This window comes from Flavobacterium sp. CAN_S2, from assembly GCF_015752255.1.
In the GTDB taxonomy this organism is placed as follows: domain Bacteria; phylum Bacteroidota; class Bacteroidia; order Flavobacteriales; family Flavobacteriaceae; genus Flavobacterium.
In genome coordinates this window covers 146,394-171,482 of sequence record NZ_JADOVA010000006.1, presented here as the reverse complement: position 1 = coordinate 171,482, position 25,089 = coordinate 146,394, and the positions used below count along the sequence as shown (strand labels likewise).

Sequence of the window (25,089 nt, the reverse complement as noted above, 5' to 3'; positions counted from 1 at the left end):
AAAAAATGTAATTCTTAATTTTTATATTCTTTCTTGAAATTCAGTTTCGCTTTCATTTTCAAAACCTACAATTTCACTGTAAATGGCATAGTATAAGGAGTACATAAATGGTAATGTGAAAAATATCCCAATACAACATCCTATCAAACCTACCACCACTCCAATTCTCGCAATAACTATCAATCCCAGCAGCATTAATGGTTGTTTAGAAACCAATAGAATGCTGGTTTCTATTGCTTCTACCGCTTTCAAATCCCCAAAAATAATTAACGGAATCATTAATATCGTGAATAACCAGGCAGTTACGGTTACAATAAAACCAAGAGCAGGTATTTGCGCAAAATTAATCAGTGTTGCTATGATAGAACTAGTCATAGAGACCAAGAATGTTGCAATAAAAAGTTCCTTGAAATAGGGAGCTTTAAAAAATTCAAACATAGTGGAGACATGAAATTCTTCATCTCTTTCTGCGCAATAAGCCATTTTTATTAAGCCCGCAGTAAATGGACTAAATAAACTTGAAGTTAGTGCTGAAATTCCTGTAATGATAAGCAGAGTAGGTAAGGCAATTCCTTCCAGTTTTAAATTTTCTGGTTTTAAAAAATCTAATATAACTGGCGCTCCAAATATTGCCATCATTATTCCAAATCCTAAAATACTAAGCAGAAAAAAGAAGACGAAAATTATCAAACCACCATAAAGAGCAATTTTTTTATAATTTTCGAAAGCATGGTTGAAAACATTGCCAAAATCTAAGCTGTAGCCATTCTGTTTTATTTCTGAAATTCTTTTTTGTGTAGTTTTATTCATTTGGTTTATATATTGATTAATTATACTTTAAAATAAGTTTCTTCAAATGGGATTCGGAATCTTTCTCCATAAACACCATTTTCGTCTCTGACACCGCAGCCTAAAATCATATTGATTTCTGCGGAAGCCGGCAAATGTAATATTTTTTTAATTCTCAGCGAATCAAAACCTTCCATGGGACACGTATCATAATTGATTGCTGCCATACTGATCATAAAATTCTGCGCTGCGAGTCCTGCACTTTTGTGAGCAACAATACGCATGTCGCTTTGCCGCGCCTGTCTGTAAATAGGTTTAAATATTCCAATGACTTGAAAAACAACGAACTTTATCATTCCGATAATTCCTAAAAAATCAAAATAAAGTGCCGGAATAATTTTCTGATAATAATTCAATGCAAATTTCTCTCTTTTGGAATATTCTGCTTCAGGCTTATTACCGTATTGATTTTTCAAATAATCAATATTCGATTGCACTCTTTTGCGCCATAAATCCTTCCTTGCAACAACAACTACCAATTGCTGCGCTGTTTTAGATGCGTTTTGGTCAAAACTGGCTTTGGCTATTTTTTGAATTATTTCTGGGGAGACTACGTGATAAAATTCCCAAAGTTGCATATTACTGCTGGTGGGTGCCAAAGTCGCTAATTGAATACATTCTTTTACTTTTTCAGTATCAATAGCTTCATTTTTAAAAACCCGAACCGAGCGTCTGTATTTTATGGCTTCGCTTACTGATTTTTCATTGGCTACATCCATTTTAAGAGTTTTTGAATGGTTTTTAATTTGTCTTTATAAGGTGCATAACGCAGTTGTAAATCTAGCCAAGTTCCTTTTTTTACAATCGATTTTTTATGAGAAAAAATATCAAAACTTAATTTTCCGTGATACGCTCCCATTCCGGAATTTCCAACACCGCCAAAGGGAAGTCGATTGTTTGCCAGATGAATCACGGTGTCATTAATACAACCGCCACCAAACGAATATTTATGGATGACTTCATCGATAAAAGATTTGTTTTGGGAAAATAAATAGAAGGATAATGGTTTTTCGAAGCTCGAAATTATTGTATAAATGTCTGATTTTGTTTCGTAGGAAAGTATCGGAAGTATCGGTCCAAAAATTTCTTCGGTCATAACTAGACTGTCCATTTTAGGTTCATCCAGTAAAGTAGGAGCGAGGTATAGCGAATCTCGGTTTGATTGTCCTCCAAAAAGTATTTTTTGATTTTCCAGCAAACTCAATTGGCGTTGCCAGTTTTTCAGGTTGATAATTCGGGCAAAATCCGGAGATTCTTCTGGATTTGTTCCCAATGCTTTTTCAATTTCCTGAATAAGAAATTTTACCAAAGTATCTTTCATTTTATGGTGTACCAAAATATAATCTGGAGCCACACAGGTTTGTCCGGCGTTTATGATTTTTCCCCAAACAATGCGTCGGGCACTTAATTCTAAATTGGCTGTTTCATCAACAATGCAAGGACTTTTCCCGCCTAATTCTAGCGTTACCGGCGTTAGATTTTCGGCTGCAGCCTTAGCTACTATTTTTCCAACGGCAACACTTCCTGTAAAAAAGATGTAATCCCAGCGTTTGCTTAACAAATTTGCTGCAATAGTGGCGTCTCCAGTAATTACGACAACATCTTTCACCGGAAAAGTTTCAGTGATTATTTTCGCTATAATATTCGACGTATTCGGTGTTAGTTCAGATGGTTTTAAAGTCACTTTATTCCCTGCGGCAACAGCGGCAACAAGGGGACATAAAGCCAATTGAAACGGATAATTCCAAGGAGAAAGGATTAAAACATTGCCATAAGGTTCACTGTATACGTAATCAGAAGAAGGGAAATTTAAAAATGAAGGGAAAACCCTTTTTGGCTTTGCCCAAGAATCGATGTTTTTTATCGTCTCTTTTAAATCACTGATGACGTAATTAGTTTCAGTTAAAACGGCTTCAAAAGCAGGTTTTTTAAAATCATCATACAATGCCTTAATAATTTCCTCTTCATGTTTTGTGATGACATGTAATAATTTTTTAAGAGATTCTTTTCGGTATTTTATGTCAGTTTTGTGATTCATGAGATGATTTTTAAATTAAAAATACATAATTATTAATTTACAGCAACTTTCTTTAGAAGCTAAAATAAAAAAAAAACAGGATTTTATTCCTGTTTTTCTATGGTATAAGTCTGAAAGTTATGTTTTTTGTTACCGTTTTTTGATATATAAACTGCAAGATATTAGACTGCATTCCAAATCACATCATCAGGTGTTGGTGCGATGATTTCTATATTTTCTTTAGTAACAGGATGTACAAAAACTAGTTTACGAGCATGCAAATGTATTCCTCCATCGGGATTACTTCGATCAAAACCGTATTTCAAATCGCCTTTTATAGGTGAACCAATTGCCGAAAGCTGTGCCCTGATTTGATGGTGTCTTCCTGTGTGAAGATTAATTTCCAAAGCAAAATAATTGTTGAGTTCCTGAATGATTTTATAATCTAAACTGGCTAGTTTACTGTCAGGAACTTCTTTTAAATGCGCTTTTGAAGTGTTATTTTTTTCGTTTCTTTTAATATAATGAACCAACTTATCTTGGGAATTTGCAGGTTTATTTTTGACAATACACCAATACGTTTTTTGAGTTTCACGGTTACTGAACAACTCATTCATTCTTGTCAACGCTTTACTGGTTCGGGCAAAAACGACTATTCCGGTTGTTGGGCGATCCAAACGATGTACGACGCCCAGAAACACTTCACCAGGTTTGTTGTATTTGTCTTTTATATATTCTTTAACCACATCAGACAGCGGTTTATCACCCGTTTTATCACCTTGCACAATATCGCCTACACGCTTGTTGACCACAATAAGATGGTTGTCTTCGTGAAGAACTTGCAGGTTATTTTTATTGGAAACTATTTTCATTTTTAAATTCCCCTTTCGGGTTTAGGGGCTTAATATTGTTCGCTGGAATTAGGAAAATCACTTGATTTCACATCGGCAACATATTGACCGATGGCAGTTGTCATTCCTTCGTATAAATTCATATACCTTCTCAAGAAACGCGGACTAAATTCATTATTCATTCCTAACATATCGTGAATTACCAAAACTTGACCGTCAACACCACCACCAGCACCAATACCAATTACCGGAATCGAAATACTTTGGGCTACTTTTTCAGCTAAATGAGCAGGAATTTTTTCCAAAACCAAGGCGAAACAACCTAATCTTTCCAGCAATTTAGCATCTTCAATTAGTTTATGTGCTTCTTCTTCTTCTTTGGCACGAACGGTATACGTTCCAAATTTATATATAGATTGTGGGGTTAAACCCAAATGTCCCATCACTGGAATTCCTGCGTTTAATATTTTCTTGATTGAATCTTTTATTTCTTTTCCGCCTTCCAGTTTTACGGCATGACCGCCGCTTTCCTTCATGATTCGGATGGCAGAACGCAAGGCTTCTTTAGGATCTGATTGATAACTTCCAAAAGGCAAATCCACAACAACCAATGCTCTTTCTATGGCTCTCACCACAGATGAGGCGTGATAAATCATTTGGTCTAACGTAATTGGCAAAGTCGTTTCGTGACCCGCCATCACATTTGAAGCAGAATCACCAACAAGAATCACATCAATTCCGGCAGTATCAACGATTTTTGCCATGGTATAATCGTATGCGGTAAGCATGGAAATTTTCTCTCCATTGGCTTTCATTTCAATCAGTGATTTTGTAGTAATCCTTTTATAATCTTTTTTTGCGACAGACATATTTGTTGTTTTAAGATTGTAAAGGTAATAAAATGTATATTTTTAACTCAAAAATGTAACAGTAATGTTACTTGCAATACCAATTAATTAAAAAAGTAATTATGCGTAAAATAGTAGTAATGATAGTATTGTTTACAACGGCGAATTCTCAAGCTCAAAATCAAGAAATTCAAAAGGTAATTGAAACTTTTTTTGAGGCTTTTCATGCCAAAGATACGCTGAAATTAAAGGTGCTTTGTGACGAAACAATGATGTTACAGTCCATAAGTGAAAATGCAAAAGGAACTAAATTATCCAATGAAAACCCACAAGCTTTTTTTAAATCAATCGGTTCTATTCCTGCTGAAGTGAAGTTTCAGGAAAAAATCATCAGTTATTCTATTCAAGTAGATGGAAGCATGGCACACGCTTGGACACCTTATGAGTTTTTTGTCAATGGAAAATTGAGTCACAAAGGAGTGAATGCTTTTACACTTTTCAAGAAAGATACATCCGAAAAATCTGGATGGAAAATCGTTCACTTGATTGATACTAGAAGAAAGTAGTTTTGGTTTCACTTTTCATGAAATAATGAATTTTGTTTCATGAAAAGTGAAATGATTTCTGCTGGTTTTCAAAAGAATTTAACAAGACAAATTAATAAGTGTCGTCATTCAAATCTGATTCTTTTTCATCAACTTTTTTGTAATCATTGTTCAAGAAATGAGTGTACTTCTTTTTATCTTTTTGATTTTTTCTAATAAGAAATACAATCAAAATAAGCACACAAATGATTACTATACTAACTATTACCCAATTAATTTCCATTATTTTGATTTAAGAATAGGTTTTAAATTTACTGTAAATAGTTGAATTTTAGATTGCTTGTATTTTGAATTTATGTTAATAATTTTAACAATCCGCCATATTCACGGCAATCGCTAATCCGCCTTCGGAAGTTTCTTTGTACTTGTTGTTCATGTCTTTGGCGGTTTGCCACATCGTGTCTACTACTTTGTCTAAAGGTACTTTTGCATTTTTCGGATCGGTTTCCAAAGCTAGTTCAGCAGCATTAATCGCTTTTATGGCACCCATCGTATTTCTTTCAATACATGGAATCTGAACCAAACCTGCAATAGGATCACAAGTCAATCCCAAGTGATGTTCCATTGCAATTTCGGCAGCCATTAAAACTTGTTCGGGAGTTCCGCCCATCAATTCGCATAAAGCCGCTGCCGCCATCGAGGAAGAAACGCCTATTTCTGCCTGACAACCACCCATTGCTGCGGAAATGGTAGAACCTTTCTTGAAAATACTGCCTATTTCTCCGGCAACCATCAGGAATTGTTTGATTTCTTTTTCTCCGGCATTGTGGTTTTCAATTACTAAATAGTACATCAAAACGGCAGGAATTACACCCGCACTTCCGTTTGTTGGAGCCGTAACCACACGTCCTAAAGCAGCGTTTACTTCATTTACCGCAAGGGCAAAACAGGAAACCCATTTCAGGATTTGGCGAAATTTCACTTCTGTTTTTCTGATTTCTTCGAGCCAGGTTTGTGGAGAGTCATAATTAGCTAAACCGATGAGGTTTTGGTGCATATCAAAAGCACGGCGACGGACGTTTAATCCGCCGGGAAGAATCCCTTCAGAATGGCAACCAATGTACATGCATTCCAGCATAGTTTTCCAAATGCGCATCAATTCATGATCAATAACCGCTTCGGTACGCATTGATTTTTCGTTTTCATAAACGATTTCTGATATGGATTTATTCTCTTTTTTGCAAAAATCCAATAGTTCAGCTGCTTTCTCAATTGGATAAGGAAAAGCAAATTTTATTTGTGTTTTCTTCTTGGCGTTGATGCGTTCTTCTTTGACTACAAATCCGCCACCAATTGAATAAAAGGTAGAAACGTATTCGCTGTCATCAATCATATACGCCGTAAAAGTCATTCCATTGGCATGAAAAGGAAGGAAGTTTTTATTGAAAACAATGTCTTGAAGGAAATAAAAAGGAATTGGTTTTTCGTTTCCTAAATTAATTTCGTTTTTAGATTCAATGGATTTGATAATAGCATCAATATTTTCAACGGGAATGTATTCCGGATCTTGCCCGCTTAAACCTAGCATTACGGCTAAATCTGTGGCGTGGCCTTTTCCGGTCAGGGAAAGGGAACCGTATAAATCTATTTTTACCCGATTTACAACAGGAAGTAAATTTTCATTTCTCAATTCACTAAGAAAGCGTTCTGCTGCTCTCCAAGGTCCAAGTGTGTGCGAACTTGAAGGTCCGACACCAATTTTTAGCATATCAAAAACTGAGATACATTCTTCCATTTGTTGTATGAATTTTGTTGTTTGCAAATATAATAGAATGTAGCAATGATACTAATTCAAAACGGAATAATATTGTTTTTTTAATAACGAAAGTTGCTGTATTGTTAGTATTCTTCAACAAAAAATGAATTAATAAAAACTAGAGGTTTGGTAAAATCAATAATTCACTAATCCGAAATTAAGCTTGTGCAATACTTCGTAAATGGCTATTTTTGAAGTATAACTAACCCAAAACAATATGAAAAAGACTGTTTTTTCTTTTTATCTAATGCTAACTTTGGTGCTGAGTGTTCAGGCACAAGTGCAAAGTCCATCCCAGTTTTTACCCAATTACGGGAAACAAATTACCTATTATCATCAGGCCGAAAATTATTTTAAACATCTTACGGAAAAGTCCACTTTTATCAAACATCAAAAGTATGGTGTAACGCCGGAACAAAGGGATTTGAATGTGTATTTTATTTCTAGTCCGCAGAACTTAGCTAATTTGGAACAAATACGAAATAACAATTTAGCAGCTATTGGTTTATCCGAAAATAAATCGCAAATGATTGGTGATAAATTAATTGTATGGTTGAGTTTTAATGTTCACGGAAATGAATTTGCCGGAACCGAAAGTGCCATGACCGTAGCGTACGAATTGGTAAATCCTTCGAATACTGAAACCAAAAAGTGGTTAGAGAATACGATTGTAATCCTTGATCCATGCATCAATCCGGATGGATATTCCAGATACGGGAATTGGTTACGAGAAATTTCAGGAAAAAAAACGCATCCGGAACTGTCAGACAGAGAGCACATGGAAGTTTGGCCAGGCGGGAGATACAATCATTATATTTTTGATTTAAATAGAGATTGGGCTTGGCAAACACAACCGGAAACCCAGCAGCGTATTGCGTTGTATAACCAATGGATGCCTCAAGTTCATACGGATGTACATGAAATGGGATACGATTCTCCGTATTTTTTTCCACCATCAGCGGAACCTTTGCACGAATATATTGAGAAATACCAGAAAGATTTTCACTATACTTTAGGTAAAAATATTTCTAAAAAATTTGATGCTCAAAACTGGATGTACAATACCGGCGAACGTTTTGATTTGTTTTATCCAAGTTATGGCGATACCTATCCTACATACAATGGTGCGGTAGGAATGACGATGGAACAAGGCGGAATAGGCGCGGGGAGAGCAGTTACAATGAGTAACGGAATAACCCTTACAATACAAGACCGATTAACACATCACGCAACGGCAGTTTTGACCGTAGTAGAATCAGCGGCGGCACAAGCGGATGTTTTGCTAAAAGGTTTCAGAGGTTTTATGAATAATTCCCGAAAAACAGTGAAGGGAAATTATAAAATGTACGTGATGAAAAACAATCCGAAATTAATTCAAATGGCGGATTTGTTGAAAAAAAATAATGTAGAATTCAGTTATGCCGATGCCAGTCAAAAAGCATCTGGATTTAATTATAATACTAAAACTGAGAAAGGTTTTACGATTGAACCGAATGATTTAATTGTAAAAGTAGACCAACAAAAAGCTGTTTTTGCGCAGGTACTTTTTGAACCAAATCAAAAGTTGAATGACAGTTTATCCTATGATATTACTTCTTGGGCTTTGCCTTTGGCGTATGGAGTTGAAGGCTATGCGTTGAAAAACAGTTTGGCTATCAAAACAAAAGCATCCATTGAACTGCAAGAAAAAGGAATTCCACAAAATGTATATGCATTTCATATTCCTTGGAATAACAGGATTTCAGCTCAGGTGCTTTCATTATTGCACCAAAATAATATCAAAGTTAGGTCGGCGATGAAAAAAGCTGTTTTTAGCGATGTAATAGTAGAGCCGGGTGGTTTGATTGTCACCAAAGCCGATAATCCAAAAGTAGTAGATTTTGAAAAAACGATTGGAGAACTGATTAAAATAAAAACCGATTATAATTATATAGCTACAGGATTTTCATCTAATTCTAAAGATGTTGGTGGAGAGAATTTCAATTTACTAAAAGCACCGAAAGTCGTATTATTATCAGGAAAAGGAGTTGGTTCTACAGAGTTTGGCGCTACTTGGTATTATATGGAAGAAACTATTGGATATCCGGTGAGCGTAGTTGAGGTAAGCAATTTTAACAGATTAAATTTATTCAATTACAATACGCTTATTATGGCGGATGGATATTATGATTTTTCAGAAGACCAACAAAAGAAAATTGGCGAGTGGATTAAAAACGGTGGAAAAGTGATTGCGATGAATAGTGCGCTTACCCTTTTTGAGGCTAAAGAAGGATATGCGTTGAGCCCTTTTGCAACTGAAGAAGATAAATTAAGTTCTGAGAAAGAGGCTGAAGAAGAGGAATTGAAAGAGCGTTTTCTAGATTTTCAGGATTCAGAGCGCAGGTATATTTCTAAATCGATTCCGGGTGCCATCATCGAAAATCTTCTGAATAAAACACATCCAATGTCTTTTGGTTTAGGCGATAAATATTTCAGTTTAAAAACAGATGACAGACATTATTCATTGTTGAAGAAAGCCACAAATGTTGTTTACGTTCCTAAAGATTATAAAAGCTATGGTTTTGTTGGTAATGAAATCAAAAAGAAATTAAATAATACTGTAAGTTTTGCAGTAGAACCAAAAGGCGACGGATCTGTAATCTATATGGTCGACAATCCATTATTCAGAGGATTCTGGGAAAATGGAAATTTACTGTTTAGCAATGCCTTGTTCTTGGTAGACTAAAACTGGATTATATATTATACAAAAAGAGCACGATGATTTCGTGCTCTTTTTTTGTTTGATCTGAATTGTTTTATTTTAAAATGGATATCCAATCGCTAAATTAAAAACTAAATTTTCTCTTCGCCAAGGACCGCTTCCAAAATCAATTTTATCTAAAACCCAACGATCGCCGTCCGCCAAATATGGTTTTCTTAAAGGAAAGGCAAGATCTGTTCTCAAGATAAGAAAAGAGAAGTCGAAACGCAATCCGGCTCCTGCACCAACAGCGATTTCATTCATGAATTTTTTGGAGAATTTAGCTCCGGGTTTTTCCGTATTTTCATTCAACAACCAGATATTTCCGGCATCTATAAATAAAGCTCCTTTCACTAATCCGTAAATTTTAGCACGGTATTCGGAATTGAATTCCAATTTTATATCACCAGATTGATCGGGCAAAAAAGCATTGGTATTTGTTGATGCGCCATCAAAACTTCCCGGTCCAATAGAACGTGCTCTAAAAGCTCTTAAACTATTGGTTCCACCAATGAAAAACTGCTTGATAAAAGGCAATTCCCGGGAGTTACCGTAAGCAAATCCTGCTCCTGCAATAACTCTGGTGGCAATTTGGGAATCTGGTCCTAACCTGTAATAATGTCTAAAATCATTTTCAATTTTGATAAACTGGCTAAAAGGGACATCAAAAAATTTAACTGGGTCCTTTTTTTCAATGTTTGCTCCCGTAGCTAATCCGGCGATATTACCGGCTAAGTCTATGGTTCCCTTGTAATAAAAAGTATTTTTCTTTCTTCTTTGCAACGTATTAGTGTACGTATAGGAGTAGGTTGGACCAAAAATTAATTGTTTCTCAATTACTTTTTCTAATGATGGATTTACATCGATTTGTTCTTGATACAACTGCGTTACATTTTGAGGACTGGCATACGTAATTTCAGTGATATTCAATAAATGTTCTTTCTGTTCACTCTCTTTCCATAAATATCCAAAAGAGCCTTTGAATGTTTGCAACGAGTATAATTTGGTTCTGTTTTGAAACTCATAACCTAATGTTGCTTTTGTTTTTGGTACAAAACCACTTGGAGAATTGAGATTGAAAGGAGCCACTAATCTTGGCCAAATTAAATTAGCCTCGGTTCCGAAGCGATAGACATTAAATCCATTATTTTGTCCGGAAACTTGTACTTCAACACCTCCAAATGCTGATATCGTAAGCAATTCAGCACCTCTGAAAGCATTTCTGTTACTCCAGTTTAAATTGAGCTCGGTTCCTGTATAATTAGCTGAATTTGTTTTAGCCAATAATTCCAATCGGATTGATTTTTTTGGTAACGGCGTCAAATAATAGTAGGCATCAAGATAATTTCCTGTCGTATCTGAAACCCTAAATTGATTTTTTACAAATTTAAAAGTACCTAAATTTACCAATCGATTCAATGATAAGTTATGATCGGTTCTGTTGTATAAATCTTCTTTTTTAAAATACAGCGCACGGTCAAAAATGCGTGGTTTGAATAATTTCTCCGGATCTATAATCGTTAAATCATTGTACTTTTGGATAGAATCCATGTTGTTTTTTACACTGTCAATCCCAATAGAGTAATTAGGATAAACAATAATTTTATTGATTTTGTATGGTGTCTCTGCCTGACTTGGAGTTTCCTCTTTAACTTTTACAATTAAATCCACTTGATGATCCGCAACGGTACTATCAACCTGTACTTTTAAATAATCGGGGTTAAAGTAGAAAAAACCTTTTTCTTTTAATCGGGCATCAATACGAACTCTCTCTTCTTTGATGGCATCAAGGCTGTATCCTTCCTCTTTTTTTAGCAAACTTCTGCGTCTTGTATTGCGAACGGCTGTCGAAATAATGGAAGAATCTGTAGGGAATTTAACTTCCCTGATTTTGTATTGTTTTGCTGGATTTACCAGATATTCAGCACTTGCTTTTTTTCCTTTTCGTGTAGAATCCGCCGTGGTTTTGGTATTGAAATAACCGCTGTTTTCAGAGAAATTTTGTAAAACACTTTTGTTGTATTCTAAATCTACTGTACTATATAAAACGGGTGGTTCGCCTACTTTATTTTTCAACCAGTAACGCCATCCTTTTTCTTTCTTTGGCGTCCCAGCCAAATTATAAATATACAGTTTTGGCTTTAACCCAAGAATTGAAGAGTTGGGTTTGGGTCTCACAATTTCCTGTAATTGGTTTTTTAGCGCTTTGTTTTCTTTCTTGGAGGTTTGTTTTCCTTCCACTTTTATTTTTGCGCCTGTATACAATAATTCTCCTTCCGGCAAATACTTGGTATTACTGCACGAGGAAATAAACAATCCTAAAAAAAGAAAGTATAATAAAGGAGTTTTATTCATCTGATTTATTTTTTAATTCTTTTTTAGCTTTTTGCTTTGCTTTTTTAGCTTCACTTTTAGCGTATAATTCTTTGAACTTGTTGTAATTCATTGTGATAACAAAGGCGACTCCAGTTTCAACCACTTCTCCCTGAAGTGCGACTTGATATTTATTGACACGATATACTCTGATTTTATACCTTCCATCTTTAGAAAGTTGATAATCCAGCGAAACATCACCTGCAATATTATTTGCGTTCTGATTGGTTTGCTGCGGTCCTTCGATTCCAAAACTACTTCCAACAGTAACTTTCAATCGGTCATTCAGTAATTTCTTTGAAATCCCAACATTCAAGTCGGTTTTATTCTCGCGCTGACCGGTCGTATAATCGTCAGAAGTATTCAAATCAAAATTAAGTTCTACGCCTTCAATTAAATCTCCCGCAAGGTTATTAAGCTGTTGTGATAAAATTTTACTCGCACTTTCTCTCGCTAATGATGAAACATTTGTTCCTCCGGTTTCACTGGCAAATGGGTTTTCTCCAACAAAACGGTTCAATAATAACAAGGCAAAAACCTGCTTGTTCATTTCATCTTGTTGCTGACGCAATTGAGTCAATTTAGCCTGTGTAGTATTAATAATTTCGGTTGAAACACTGTTATTTCCCTCCGGTAAAACAATGTCAAACGAGATTGTAGGTTTCATTAATTCTCCTGTCATTTTTAGACGGGTTTCAAACGGAATTCTTTGTTTGTATGTATTTCTTATTTCGGCAGTAACAGCTCCTAATTGGTCGTTGACTAAATCGATTGGAGCGGCTTCCGTTTTATAAATTGCTGTGATATTGATGTCAGCGCTCGTAGGTTCTCCAGTCCACAAAATATAACTTCCAGACTTGATATCGAATTTCCTTTTGATTCCATTAAAATTCATTTCATAACTTCCCTCAGACAATTCATATCTTCCGGTCAACGTTGTTTTTCCTGAAGGATCAATTCCTCCATTCAATTGCGCTTCTCCTTTTAATTTTAAGAAATCTCCGCTTGCTTTATCGATGTTTAAAGAAAGTTCAGCCTCTTTATCGATTTCAATATTTACAGAGGCATTGATTCCTTTTATCTCCATTTCACTACTGATTTCATCAAGTGCAACGGTGCCTAAAATTTGTGGATTGTCTTGGTCAATGAACTCTACAATTCCTTCTCTGTCTGCTATTGACGGATCAGATTGTGGTAAAACAACAGTAAATTTAGTGTCTTTGTTAATTCTGATATTTCCTTCAACGACAGGATTATCTATCGTTCCGCTTACTTTTAAATGGTTGTCCAGAAACAGTTGACCATAATACAAATCATTGTCTTTCGCTTCCGAATTGACCGCTTGAAAATTATCTGCATCAATAGATAAATCAAATCCAAAATTGCTGAAATTACTACTGTTAATCGCTCCGTTTATTACTAAATCATTGTCTTTCTCGTCTTTTATAGTAAACGTGTCAAAAAGGATAGCATTTTCGGTAAAGGTGATTTTGTCATTCAGAGACTTAAATTTGGCATTAAGTTGCGTGGCTTTGAATCCAATGTCGTTGAATTGTAATTCTCCAATGACTTTTGGCTGCGTTGTATTTCCGGTAATCTTGAAATTCCCTGTTAAAAATCCGGTGCTTTCCGTAATGTTATCTAATGTAAAGCCTTGAATACTTTTCAAATTCAATTTGTCGATATCCAAATTCATATCAAAACGACTTTCATTCGCTTTGTAAAACCCTTCTAAATTCACTTGATTTCCTTGTCCGGTAATGGCAACTTTCGCATCATATTGATTTGCAATCGCATTATTGACTTTGATGCTGATGTTTCCAACGGTGTCTTTTTTGAAAGTGAAATTTTCAATATTCAAATCCGAAGTGAAAAGCGGTGTCTTAGTTATGTTTTTTACAGTTGCATTTCCATTTATTTTTCCACTTAACTGTAAATCTTTCTTCTCTACAAAACTGGTAATCGTATTGATGTCAAAATCCTTAAAATCAATTGCAATTGGAGCATTTTGATTATCCGTTTCAGACTGGATTTTGATGTTACTTCCATCTTTACTCAATTCGAAATTATCGATATAAATTCCTTTTGCGCCAATTCGAATGAGATTGTCTTGCGCAATTTTCCAAGATTCATAGTTCAATAATAAATTGTCCGGACCAAGGCTTACTTCGTTATTTCCATTGGTTGCCTTTAATGTACCAGCAATTAAATAACGCTCTACATCTTTTGCATCTTTCAATTGCAAGATGTAATCCACTAGATTTTTCTCCACTTTTCCAGTAATGCTGGTATGTGGCAATTGAATTTGTTTGTTTTGAATGTCGTCTACTATAAAGCTATACAGCAGCGCTTTGTCTTGAGTATCAATTTTTAAAGTCGCATTTGTAATAGTGTTGGCTCCGTAAACTAATTTTGGAATCGAACCATTCAAAACAATGGAATCGTTTACTGAATTATATTTTCCTGTTATATTTATTGGTTCCAGACTTTTCAGTTCAGGAATAAGTTTCAGTATAATAGGATTGTCTTTTACACTAACTTTAAAATCAAATTGCTGATTTTCAACTGCTATTTTTTTCGAATTTGGGTTGCTGTCATAATATGTCGCAATAGAATTCTTTAGTGCATTTGCAATTTTTGATAACTTATATTTTCCATTAACTTCTGCATCTAAAAATGGAGAATTTACTAGTAAGGTGTTTTTTTTAGAATTGGTTGTTGCTACAATATTTATGGAATCAATTACAAATTGTTCTTTGGAATTGACCACATTTATGCTGTGCGCATTGACGGTTCCGTTGAGATAATCTAAATCAGCTGACTGAATATCAGCATCTATAACGCCTCTTATTTTTAAAGGTCCGGCATGTAGATTCAGCTTTTCTAAATCGGCTATATCGACATTCAGTTTTAATTTTCCCGAAGGATATTTGTCTTTGAAACTTCCGCTGCTCACTAAATCAAAAGTCAAATTAGGATCTTTTGCAACAGCAGTCGCATTAAAGTTTCCATTTCGAATGGCTCCTTTTACATTCAGATTTTTGTATGTGTATTTGTTGTAATATGCTTTTAAAATACTTCCGTTTAACGAAGCCGTTGCGGTTTTAGGATCAAAACCAGTTCCTTTTATATTGGCTTTTAATGTTACTTTTCCAATCGAATCGTTTTTGATAAATTTCCCTAAATCAAAATTAGTAAACTCCGTTTGAGCATCGTATTTCTCATAATTTTTTCTGCGTTGATCAAATGCTGCTTTGATTTTTGCATTTCCAAAACTGCTGACCAAATTCAAATTGGTATTGAAATTAGCAACCGTTCCTTTAAATGTTCCTTTTGCGTTTAATTTTGAAGGCAACTGAATCGTATTTGGAATTGTTCCTTTTGGTAAAAAACCAACAAAATCCTTTGCGCCAGTTTGAAGGTTTTTGATCTTTAAGTCGAAATAAGCTTTGGTCATATCCGGTAATCCGACAATGCTTCCGCTTGCTGCTAATTTTGTAGTTCCAATGCCGCTAATCTCAATAGACGGAAATATGATGTTATTCAGTTTCCCTTTTATGGAGCCATTCAGCAACATTATAGCATTAGGATAGCTCATGAAAGGATTGGTTTTGTTCAAAGTTGGGGCAAAAAGTAAAATGTCTTTAATTCCAATTTTACTTTTCTTTAAAGAGGCGATAAGGCCTAATTCGCCCGGATTTGCAGCCAATGAAGCAATGGATGGATATCCAATTCTGATTTCATCCCTCAATTCCGTTTGTGGAGTTTTTAAATATAATTTCTTAAAAAAGGCATTTTTCTTTCCATAAAAAAACTCAGTAGTTAAGGATTGAATGTTCAAACCGCTTTTGTCTTTTATGCTCAGGGAATTAACTTCTCCGGATATATTTTCGGGATTGTAATTGAGGGCATCTACTTGTAAATTTAAATTGGTAAGATTCAAATGGTTGTAATCAATTCCTTGTTTGGTAGCAGCAACATTATTATTGTCGTAACGGAAATTAACACGTTTGAACTCCGTCGTCTTTATTTTGAATTCCCAATTGCTGGATTCGGTATTTGCAGTTTCTTTTTTTTGTATTATTTTATCTAATTTTCCAAGTGTCAAAGCACCTTCTACGCCCGTTAAATCAAAACTCTCCACGATGGCAAATTGATTGTTTAAATCAATTTTGTCAATTTTGGCAAGCAATTTTTTAACATAGAAATTAGTCTCTAGTTTGGTTTCTTCACTTTGGTAATCCACATCAATTTTTGCCAAATCAATCTCACCCAATTTTAATTTTAGGATGGATTCCGACTCATTTTTTATAACTGCGGCTTTGGTTGCATTAGAAATTTGAACGATGCCCTGTTGTAATCTGAACTTTAATCCATTAATTTTTGCTTTCGGAATTTCAAAGTTCATTTTGTCTAAATCGAAAGTTTTGATGTTGGTTTCAAAGTGATTTAGATTGGCGTACAGATTGTTTTTTGTAACAAAATCATTGTATTTAAATTGGATTCGGTCCAGTTTGATTTTTTCTACGGAAAATTGCATCGGTGGCGAATCTTTTTTCTGTTTCTCAGGCGATGCAAACGCGTCTATGATGTAGTCAAAATTAAAAACAGCTTTTGAATCTCTATTTAAATGAGCCGTAATTCCTTCTAAATGAACAGAATTGATTTCGACTTTATTATTCATTAATTGGAGTAAACTAATATCAACCGAAAGTTTTTCTCCTGCAAAAAGGGTGTCTTTTTTTTGATCTTCAAAATAAACACCTTCAAGAATTACTTTTTTGGGAAGACCAATTTCTATGCGTTTAATGGTAACTTTAGTTTTAATTTTTCCTTCCAGATACGTTACCGCTTTATCTTTAGCGTAATTTTGAACCGATGGAATTTGAATGGCTACAACCAATAGTAAGAACAACAGAAGTATAGATCCTATTATCCAAAGGAAAACTTTTAAACTTATCTTTAAGTATTTTTTCAAATGATGTGTTTTTTTAGCTAAAAATAACCAATTAAATCAGAATTCAATTTCAATCCTAAAAGGAATTACCTGCAAAGGTCGAAAATTGAAAGTAAAATACATTATAAAATACAAAAATAAAGTTGTAAAATTTTTCGGAAAATTTTTCGATTTTTTTGTGAATTTTAGGTTTTATAAATAGGGATTTCATTGAAATTTTGAGCGTTTTTTTCGTCTAATAAAACATCTTTCACGGCCATTAGCATTGCTTTATTTGATGTGAAAAGTTCCCTGTTAAAATTGATAACAGTTGTAATGTCAATACTTTCAACGGTTGTCAGTTGTACTTCTGTATAAAATGTGTTTAATGCTGTTGTATAATTTTTTTGAATCGTGTCAAAAAGCATTTCTAATTCTTCAAAATTAGTGGGTTCTTGTTTAGTCAGAAACGCATTTAATTTGATATATAAATGTTGCGTTTCGTTTTTATGATGCAGGAAAAATTGGTATTTAATATCTTTAGAAGAGCGACTCAGGTTGGTAATATTTGTGCCAATATCTTTCACGCTTTTTACTGCATGCATGGAACTTCGTGCCGCCGAAATTAATTGGCTGAGTTCTGAGTTTTGTTCACTGTTTAATTTGGTCCTCAATTTCAAATAGAAAGCCTGCATTTCCCCTTGCAACTGTTTGAGGAATTCATATTTTTCTTCGATGGATTTCTTTTCAAAATTATTTTTTTCATTGATTTCAATGTACTCGCTTTGTTTTAAAGCAATCGTATCAATTTTGAATAATTCCAGATTGAAAAGCATCGAGTTGTGAATGAAATAGTTTGTTTCTCTTCGGAATAAATCAAGCGCCGTTACAGGTTCTGCAATTGAGGCGTGGCCAATAAAAGCAGCAGAATTGCCATCCGTATTTTTAAAAAAACGTTCTAGAAATTTAGTAAAAATATCAAGAACCGGCAGAAAAAGTACAATCGCCAGTAAGTTAATCAGACTCGAAAATGTAACCAAACCGATGAGCGGATCTTTGATTTTTATGACGTCAGTAATCAACAACAGAATAGGTTTTAGCAATATAAAGGCAATGGCAGTGATGAAAACATTGAACAATAAATTGCCTAAAGCGACGCGTTTTTTTGATGCGTTGCCTCCAATTGCACTTACAAGAATTTTAATGATCGTTCCGGTTTCTCCGCCCAATACGATTGCGGCTGCCATAGGAAATCCTATTGCCCCGGCATTCAAAGCACTTAATGTGAGCGCCATGGTTACGGAACTTGATTGGACAATGAGCGTAATCAAAAAACCAATAATAAGAAAAACGATTAGCGGCATGGAAGCATATTGCGAGAAATCAAAGTGTTGTACCTGAGTCTCCATGGCGGTTTTCATAAAGGAAAGTCCGATGAACATTAAGCCAAATCCCAAAAGAAAATAAGAGATGTATTTGAATTTTTTGCGGTTACCAAGCAAAATAAGTAAAAACCCACCCAAACAAACGGCTGGGTAAGCAATAACTTCTATATCAGTTTTAAAACCTAAAGTAGCCACCAGCCAACTAGCAATTGTTGTTCCTAAATTAGCACCAAGTATGATGGCCATTGCATTTTTCATCGTAAAAACACCCGCACCTACAAACGCTAAAACCATTAACGAAACCATCGAACTGCTTTGAAGTATGCCCGTAATTATAGTTCCGCCTACAACAGCACCAATATTGTTTTTTGTAATGCGTTGCAAAAATAGTTTGAAACTTCGGCCGGAGAGATTTTTCAGCGATTCTTCTACCAAATACATGGCGAAAAGAAATAATCCTACACCTGCAGCAAGTTTTAGTATCGTATTGAGTGTTTCCATAGCTTAAATTGGTATTAAAGATACTTAAATTTACCAGTAATACCTTTTTAAAGTTTCGACTTCTATTCTTTACAAATTAGCATTTGGATTATTACTTTAAACAAAAAACTACAACTTTTAGGGTTGCAGTTTTAGTAGCTTACGATTGAAATCTGGTCTTGTAAAATTAATAATCAGAATAATCTGTTGGGTATAAAAAAGTAATGTCGATGTGCGAAATATTATTTTTATACTTTTCCATAGCTATTAATCCTTTCCATTCCGGCGAATCTACAAAGGATTTCCAATGTGCATCTCGACTTTGCTGGTCAGCAAAAGTAGTCATATACATCAAGTTCGGCATTTTGGCACCGGAAATTACTTCGCCATAAAAAACTGCGTTAAATCCAAGACGTTCAAAAAGTTTTATTTCTCCACCAGCATTGAACATATCTACTTTATTTTGGTAAATCGCTTCGGTTGCTGATTCGTAACTTCTCAATTCATAAACACGACTGGATCTAGTGCTATTCAGTGCTGGTTTTGTCAAGAAAGGATGATCTGAAAAAGCTTTTAATAAAACAGATTCCATTCGCATATAAGGCGATTGTTTGTAAGTAGCCTTCAAATAATAAGCTCCAGCAGTTAAATAGGTTTTGTCCTTGGCTAATTTTTCGTCAAGTTTCAGAAATTGATCCAAAGACGAAAATGGAATTATTACGATAATTTTTTTCAGGGAGTCTGTGGCAATTGGTTTTGGTTTGAAAACACCAATATTTTTGATTCCCAGTTTTTTCAATGCAGGTAAATAAGCTTCTTTTAAATACGCATCAGTAGTTTGCTCTTGTTGTTCGGTTTTAAGAATATAGGTTTTAATTTGGTAAAATTCCCTAGATTTTAGCATACGTGATGTTGCGATTGAATCCTTTGGAGCCCATTTAAAACTGGTCATGCTAAAAATGATCAACAGTGCAAAAAATAATTTAGATAATTTCATTCTTGGTTTTTGGTTTGGTAGTTTTATTTATTCATCTATAAAAGTATAAAAAAAAATACAACTTTATGGTTGGTAATTACTTGGGAAGCGAATTACTTTTTATTTTTTAAAGAAGAGTCAACATATAACCCAAAATGGAACTGCCCAAAACGATAAATGCACTATTAACTCTTTTGAAACCAAAAGTAATGGAGAGGCTTATTATAGCGATTAGAATGGTGCGCCAATCTGTAACGGTTTCTTTTCCCATGGCGGAACAAACCGAAATTATGATGGCCACAGAAGCTATATTAACCGCATCGAGAAATGCTGAAAAGGGTTTTGAACCTCTCATTTTCTTTACCAATGGATTCAGAAGCGCAACAAAAATAAAGGAAGGCAAAAAAATGGCAATTGTAGAAACTACGGCGCCGGACAAACCGTTGATTTGGTATCCTATAAATGTCACCGAAGAAAAAACTGGACCCGGTGTAAATTGTCCCACAGCAATCGCATCTATTAATTGCTGTCTGGTGAGCAGTCCGTTAGCCACGAGTTCAGCATCTAGAAAAGCAAAAAGTACGTAACCGCTACCATAAAGGATTGCGCCAATTTTCAAGAAAATCCAAAACAAATTCATGTTGGTGGCAGTCAAAACTGTTGTAGTGGAAACCTTCATCAGCGTTAAGGGTAGAAAAAGAGAAGTGTTTTTCACTTTTTGGTTTCGGATGAAATACCAGAACAAGGCAAATAATCCGGCTCCAAACATCAAATAGATTTCATTGAAGTCGAGTAAGGACAGGATTAAGACAGCAATTCCGATTCCGGCTAATGGTATTGATTTCAGGGATTTCTTTGCCAAAGGATAAACGGCAGCCAGAATCACTGCAATAATCGCGGGCTTTATGCCATAAATAAAGGGTTGAATTTCTGGTAACTGTCCATAATTTTTGTAACCCCATGCAAAAAATCCGGTGATGAAAACCGCTGGCAGAATAAAACAGAGTCCAGCTAAAATCAGACCTTTCCAACCGGCCCGTTCATGACCAATATGGATTGCCATTTCGGTACTGTTAGGTCCCGGAATTAAATTTGTGGCACCAATAAGATCTAAAAAATGTTGTTCGGAGAGCCATTTTCGTTTGGAAACTACCTCTTGCTGCATCATTGCAATATGTGCCGCAGGACCACCAAAAGCAGTAAATCCTAACTTTAGGAACACCTTGGCAATTTCTTTTAATTCAGAATTAGGATGCATTTTTTAGAATCTTTTTTGTTAAAGGAAATGCAATAGTAAGATCGCATTTGGTTTAAGAGATGCTGAAATGTCTTTCACTAAATGTTTTGAATGGTTATTCTTCTTTTTTCTTTTAATCGTTTAAAATGTGAAGGAGTCAGTCCGGTTGCTTTTTTAAACTGATTTGACAAATGGGAAACACTGCTGTAATGCAGTTTGAAAGCTATAGCAGAAAGAGTAAGTTCTTCCAGAAGAATCAGTTCTTTTATTCGTTCCACTTTCAGTGAAATGACATATTGTTCGATTGTACTGGCTTCTACTTCAGAGAAAAAATTGGCCAGATACGTATAACTATGATTTAATTTTTCGCTTAATAAAACGGAGAATTTGATGACTGGTTTTTCATCGGAGTTGTAAACGTAATCAATAATTACTGTTCGGATTTTCTCAATCAGAATGCCTTGTTTTTTTTCTAATAATTCTAATCCTGCTTTTTTGATTTTGCTGTTCAGTTTCTTTTTTTGGCTTTCTGTAAGCACTTCCTTAACTTCAACCTCGCCAAGTTCTATCTTTATTGGTGAGATATCGAGCTCTTCCAAAGCCTCTTTTACAAAGATTTTACAACTTTCGCAAGCCATGTTTTTGACATAGATTTTCATAAACCAATTTTTACTTTAATTATTTTGGATTAACAGTTTGCAACCAATTTACTTTTTATGTGATTCAGCTTGCATTAAAATATACTACTAAAAGCTTTCTGTTTTTAATTCTTTTCTGACTTCGTTGGTCCACTTATAATTCTGGAAATTAATCCTTTTTGGGTCGTCAATTCAGAGAAGAAAACACCCGATAAGTGAATCACGATAAATGCCAATAAATAATAAATAGAAAGGACGTGAATTCCTTCCATCGGTTCTTTTAGATTTTTTGGACCTAAAACGATAATTAAACCGGTAATAAGGGAAATTGCGACACAAACGTAAAAAACTAAATACGTCCAATATTGGAATTTTTCTTTAATTCCCAAATCTTTATTGAACGGATTAGAGAATTTCATTTGTCCAAAAAATGGAAGCGCAATCCGAATACTATACAAACCTACCAAAGCATAACCAATATAAATATGCCAGTCCCACATGGGTTTTCTTATTTTTTTGGCAAGTGTAATGAGTTGGTCTTGCGTCAACTTCTGGTCTGTAGTCGCTAAATAATCTTGAATAATTAGCGCAACATTATTTTTATTCATCCACGTCAAACGTAGAAAAATCGTGACAAGTAATAAAGTCATGCAAATGGCGATTGACCAATGCATTATTCTGTAAATGGCGGAGTATTCTCTGTTTTTCATGATTTTGAATGATAATAAGGTTACGCTTTTTATTCTTATTTGATAAAAATGAGAAAATGAATCTAATAGCCCGGGGTTTCTTTAAAGACTGACAAAGCTTTCGCTCAATGTAAAAATACGTAAGGCTTCCAGCGCAACGAAAGGATAGTTCTTTGTTATTTCAGCACTCGCACGGTCATGTGATTAACGCCTGAAATTTTAAAAATATCTCCTTTCACTTGTATGGTTTCTCCAGTTGAAACCTGTCTGTATTGTGTAGGTTCTAATAAATTGACGCGACTGATAGTCACCAGATAAATTGAATTTTCGGTGGTTGCTAATTTGGCGGTATAGCCATCTTTGCCCAGAACGATTTCCTGCACTTTTCCGGTGGTGAATTCAGTGGTGTTTGCGTTTAGCAGCGGACTGCAACTTACAGCCAGTGCCAATACGATTAGTAAGCAGCTGGTAATTTTTAAAAATTGTTTCATAAATTTAAAGTTCTAGAAAATCATTAGTTTTTGGGAAATTACGAATAGCGTCCCTCGCTATTTCGGGTGTTGGGTCGGCTATTTTGCGCAGTTTTGTGTCCATCCAGGCTCCATCCACGGTTATAGTGGCACAAAGTTTATTGTCGTCATTCATAAATTCGTGGACTATTGACCAGCGTGAGGCATCCGGTCTCATTTTAGAAATTTTGGTATGCATAACTATTTTATCTGAAAGCAGTATTTCTTTTCTAAAAACACATTCCTCCCGGAATAAGATTGGACCAAAATTTTGTGAACGCAAAACCTTCATAGTTAATCCAAGATTTTCCAGAATTTCGATACGATGTTGCGCACCAAAGTCATAATAAGCACTGTGTCGAACATGGAAATTAGGGTCAAGATCAGACCAACGAAAAGATAATTCTTTACTAAATGAAGTCATTATTATTTTAGTTTAAAGTTGTTTGCACTATTATTTTGGATTTTTAAAAACAAAATTTAGAGGCATTGTTACGGTCAAAACTACGAATAATATGTGGAATGAAAGGAACTCATGAACCTTTTAATTCTATTTTAAGGTTATGCTACCAAAAGTAGTTGGGGATTTTATGAATTCTTTTTTCTTCAAAAAAGAAATGTGGCTTGTCTTTTGTACTGGTAAAAAGTTGTGTCCAATTCCGGATCCTAATATCAAGTACTTTTTATGAAAAAAATAATGTTTTTGTTGTTGCTGTCGGGTAGTTTGTATGCTCAGGAACAAGTGTTTAATGTGCAACGCTATTGCATTGACGAGCAACCTTTCAAAAAAGGGGAATGTAATACGGTAGGGAATGAATACTCATTTGTGTTTCTTGACACTCAAAAGCGTACTGTGGTTTTCTTTCTCACGGCTACAAAAATGAAATATAAAATTGTAGACTCCGGTGTTTTTTCTCCAGATAAAAATTATGCGTTTTACACTTTAGAAAATGAGAAAGGTCAGGTAGAAATGCGGATAAATGCACAAAATACTAAAATTGAATTCCTGTATCCCAATACGCATGTTTATTTGACCGTTGGTAAGTCAACTAAGGCGGTGCGTTAAGTGATTGTATTTTATAATGTTGCTTTAAGGCTAGCGCAAAAAGTTACTATGGTTTTATAAAAATTTGCTTATAAAATTTAGCAACTAAATAAATCTAATAATTTTGCTTTAAAAAATATAAAAGTATAAGTACTGATGAAATAAATAATGTTTACTTACTATTATAGTCAGTACTTTATTTTGATGCTTTAGACTTTTTAATGTTCAAAGCTTTCTGTTTTATCCATTGAATTGAAATATCAACAGGTGCTGTAATATTGTCAGAAGAAGTATTGTGTCCTAATGTTGAAAACAAAGTATATTCGAAAGGTTTACCTTGAACTTTAAATGTATTCAATTGCTCTATGCACAATTTTACGGGAATTTGGATATCTTTCTCACCAAAAAGCCAAAGTCCTGGAATTGAAAAAGTATTCAAGTAATTTTTTGGGTCAGTAGTGGAAAATTGATACCTGTCCGGGTCATTTTTAGTATGTTCGAGAGCATCTGATTCTGTATGATTTTCCCAAAATTTATTGTTTCCATTAGTATAAAACTGAAATCGAAGTTGCTCTAAAGTTGTAATTGTTGGGCAACTAAATAAAACCATAAATTCTATTTGTGGATTTTTGCTTGCAGCAATTGGGATTATCCATCCTGCTTGACTGAAGCCAACCAATCCAATTGGTGTTTTTTTATCCTTCAAATAAGTTCGAAATGTATATACTGCTGCACTTGCATCGTGAGATAATAAATTAAGATTTGTAATGTCAATATTATTCGTGCCAACAGATGGTCCAACATATACACCGCCTGATTCTCCAACTCCACGTTTATCATATGTTAATACAGCAATACCTTCTTTGGCAAGACGTTTAGCGAACTCCATTTCTCTTTTTACAGGATCAGATCCATGAACAATTACAACTGCTGCTAATACTTTTTTAGGCGTTATAATCGAGCCTGCAAGAGTGACACCTTGACTTTCAAACTTTACATCTTGAATGGTAAAGTCAGCCGATTGAGAAAACACCATATCTGGTAAAATGATTAATAATAACCAAAGAAATAAGTTAGAAAAAAAATTAATATTCATTTTGGTTCAATATAAAAATTATGTTAGTTTCTCCAGTCTGCGTTAGCATTGCCTACAAG

At 34.6% G+C, this 25,089-nt stretch carries 20 protein-coding genes; 3 read left to right on the top strand and 17 right to left on the bottom strand.

What is annotated here, in order from left to right:
* Nucleotides 1-21: 21 nt before the first annotated feature.
* The 5 genes from IWX80_RS16295 to panB form a co-directional block, all read right to left on the bottom strand.
* Nucleotides 22-810 (bottom strand): hypothetical protein, encoded by a 789-nt coding sequence (locus IWX80_RS16295; RefSeq protein WP_196854376.1) that lies wholly within the window; start codon nucleotides 808-810, stop codon nucleotides 22-24.
* Nucleotides 811-830: 20 nt separating this feature from the next.
* Nucleotides 831-1,568, bottom strand: a complete 738-nt coding sequence (locus IWX80_RS16290) for a nitroreductase family protein (RefSeq protein WP_196854375.1) — start codon at nucleotides 1,566-1,568, stop codon at nucleotides 831-833.
* A complete protein-coding gene (locus tag IWX80_RS16285; RefSeq protein WP_196854374.1) occupies nucleotides 1,559-2,887 on the bottom strand; it encodes an aldehyde dehydrogenase in 1,329 nt (442 codons plus the stop codon). Before IWX80_RS16285 ends, IWX80_RS16290 begins: the two co-directional genes overlap by 10 nt.
* Before the next feature lie 161 nt (nucleotides 2,888-3,048).
* Entirely contained in the window at nucleotides 3,049-3,738 is a 690-nt protein-coding gene (locus tag IWX80_RS16280) for an RluA family pseudouridine synthase (protein WP_196854373.1), read from the bottom strand.
* 29 nt (nucleotides 3,739-3,767) lie between these two features.
* Nucleotides 3,768-4,586 (bottom strand): 3-methyl-2-oxobutanoate hydroxymethyltransferase, encoded by an 819-nt coding sequence (gene panB / locus IWX80_RS16275; protein ID WP_113634592.1) that lies wholly within the window; start codon nucleotides 4,584-4,586, stop codon nucleotides 3,768-3,770.
* 101 nt (nucleotides 4,587-4,687) lie between these two features.
* Between panB and IWX80_RS16270 the strand changes: the two genes are divergently transcribed.
* Nucleotides 4,688-5,131: a nuclear transport factor 2 family protein gene (locus IWX80_RS16270; protein ID WP_196854372.1), complete on the top strand. Its 444-nt coding sequence runs from the start codon at nucleotides 4,688-4,690 to the stop codon at nucleotides 5,129-5,131.
* A 91-nt stretch (nucleotides 5,132-5,222) separates the two neighbouring features.
* On the opposite strand, the gene IWX80_RS16265 is transcribed toward IWX80_RS16270, so the two are convergent.
* The gene (locus IWX80_RS16265; RefSeq protein WP_196854371.1) at nucleotides 5,223-5,393 is read right to left on the bottom strand and encodes a hypothetical protein; all 171 of its coding nucleotides are present in this window, start codon (nucleotides 5,391-5,393) and stop codon (nucleotides 5,223-5,225) included.
* Nucleotides 5,394-5,477: 84 nt separating this feature from the next.
* Complete coding sequence (locus IWX80_RS16260; protein WP_196854370.1) at nucleotides 5,478-6,905, bottom strand: L-serine ammonia-lyase; 1,428 nt, start codon at nucleotides 6,903-6,905, stop codon at nucleotides 5,478-5,480.
* 238 nt (nucleotides 6,906-7,143) lie between these two features.
* Between IWX80_RS16260 and IWX80_RS16255 the strand changes: the two genes are divergently transcribed.
* Nucleotides 7,144-9,651, top strand: coding sequence for a M14 family metallopeptidase (locus tag IWX80_RS16255; protein WP_196854369.1), 2,508 nt, complete (start codon nucleotides 7,144-7,146; stop codon nucleotides 9,649-9,651).
* Nucleotides 9,652-9,726: 75 nt separating this feature from the next.
* Here the strand turns inward: IWX80_RS16255 and tamL are convergent, their stop codons facing one another.
* The 9 genes from tamL to IWX80_RS16210 form a co-directional block, all read right to left on the bottom strand.
* Nucleotides 9,727-12,021 (bottom strand): translocation and assembly module lipoprotein TamL, encoded by a 2,295-nt coding sequence (gene tamL / locus IWX80_RS16250; protein ID WP_196854368.1) that lies wholly within the window; start codon nucleotides 12,019-12,021, stop codon nucleotides 9,727-9,729.
* Nucleotides 12,014-17,017 carry a translocation/assembly module TamB domain-containing protein gene (locus tag IWX80_RS16245; protein ID WP_196854367.1) on the bottom strand — a complete coding sequence of 1,668 codons (5,004 nt, stop codon included), beginning with the start codon at nucleotides 17,015-17,017 and terminating at the stop codon, nucleotides 12,014-12,016. Before IWX80_RS16245 ends, tamL begins: the two co-directional genes overlap by 8 nt.
* Nucleotides 17,018-17,181: 164 nt before the next feature.
* On the bottom strand, nucleotides 17,182-18,861 hold the full coding sequence (locus tag IWX80_RS16240; RefSeq protein ID WP_196854366.1) for a Na/Pi cotransporter family protein: 1,680 nt from the start codon (nucleotides 18,859-18,861) through the stop codon (nucleotides 17,182-17,184).
* Between the two features lie 166 nt (nucleotides 18,862-19,027).
* Nucleotides 19,028-19,837, bottom strand: coding sequence for an NIPSNAP family protein (locus tag IWX80_RS16235; RefSeq protein WP_196854365.1), 810 nt, complete (start codon nucleotides 19,835-19,837; stop codon nucleotides 19,028-19,030).
* Nucleotides 19,838-19,943: 106 nt separating this feature from the next.
* Nucleotides 19,944-21,074, bottom strand: coding sequence for a chromate efflux transporter (gene chrA / locus IWX80_RS16230; protein ID WP_196854364.1), 1,131 nt, complete (start codon nucleotides 21,072-21,074; stop codon nucleotides 19,944-19,946).
* Between the two features lie 77 nt (nucleotides 21,075-21,151).
* Nucleotides 21,152-21,712: a helix-turn-helix domain-containing protein gene (locus tag IWX80_RS16225; RefSeq protein WP_121365023.1), complete on the bottom strand. Its 561-nt coding sequence runs from the start codon at nucleotides 21,710-21,712 to the stop codon at nucleotides 21,152-21,154.
* Between the two features lie 104 nt (nucleotides 21,713-21,816).
* On the bottom strand, nucleotides 21,817-22,401 hold the full coding sequence (locus tag IWX80_RS16220; protein ID WP_196854363.1) for a cytochrome b/b6 domain-containing protein: 585 nt from the start codon (nucleotides 22,399-22,401) through the stop codon (nucleotides 21,817-21,819).
* 155 nt (nucleotides 22,402-22,556) lie between these two features.
* Nucleotides 22,557-22,871 (bottom strand): hypothetical protein, encoded by a 315-nt coding sequence (locus IWX80_RS16215; RefSeq protein ID WP_196854362.1) that lies wholly within the window; start codon nucleotides 22,869-22,871, stop codon nucleotides 22,557-22,559.
* A gap of 4 nt (nucleotides 22,872-22,875) precedes the next feature.
* Entirely contained in the window at nucleotides 22,876-23,313 is a 438-nt protein-coding gene (locus IWX80_RS16210; protein WP_196854361.1) for an acyl-CoA thioesterase, read from the bottom strand.
* 261 nt (nucleotides 23,314-23,574) lie between these two features.
* Here IWX80_RS16210 and IWX80_RS16205 point away from each other — a divergent pair, with 261 nt between their 5' ends.
* Entirely contained in the window at nucleotides 23,575-23,955 is a 381-nt protein-coding gene (locus IWX80_RS16205; protein WP_196854360.1) for a hypothetical protein, read from the top strand.
* Between the two features lie 175 nt (nucleotides 23,956-24,130).
* On the opposite strand, the gene IWX80_RS16200 is transcribed toward IWX80_RS16205, so the two are convergent.
* A complete protein-coding gene (locus tag IWX80_RS16200) occupies nucleotides 24,131-25,030 on the bottom strand; it encodes an alpha/beta hydrolase family protein (protein WP_196854359.1) in 900 nt (299 codons plus the stop codon).
* Between the last annotated feature and the right edge of the window lie 59 nt (nucleotides 25,031-25,089).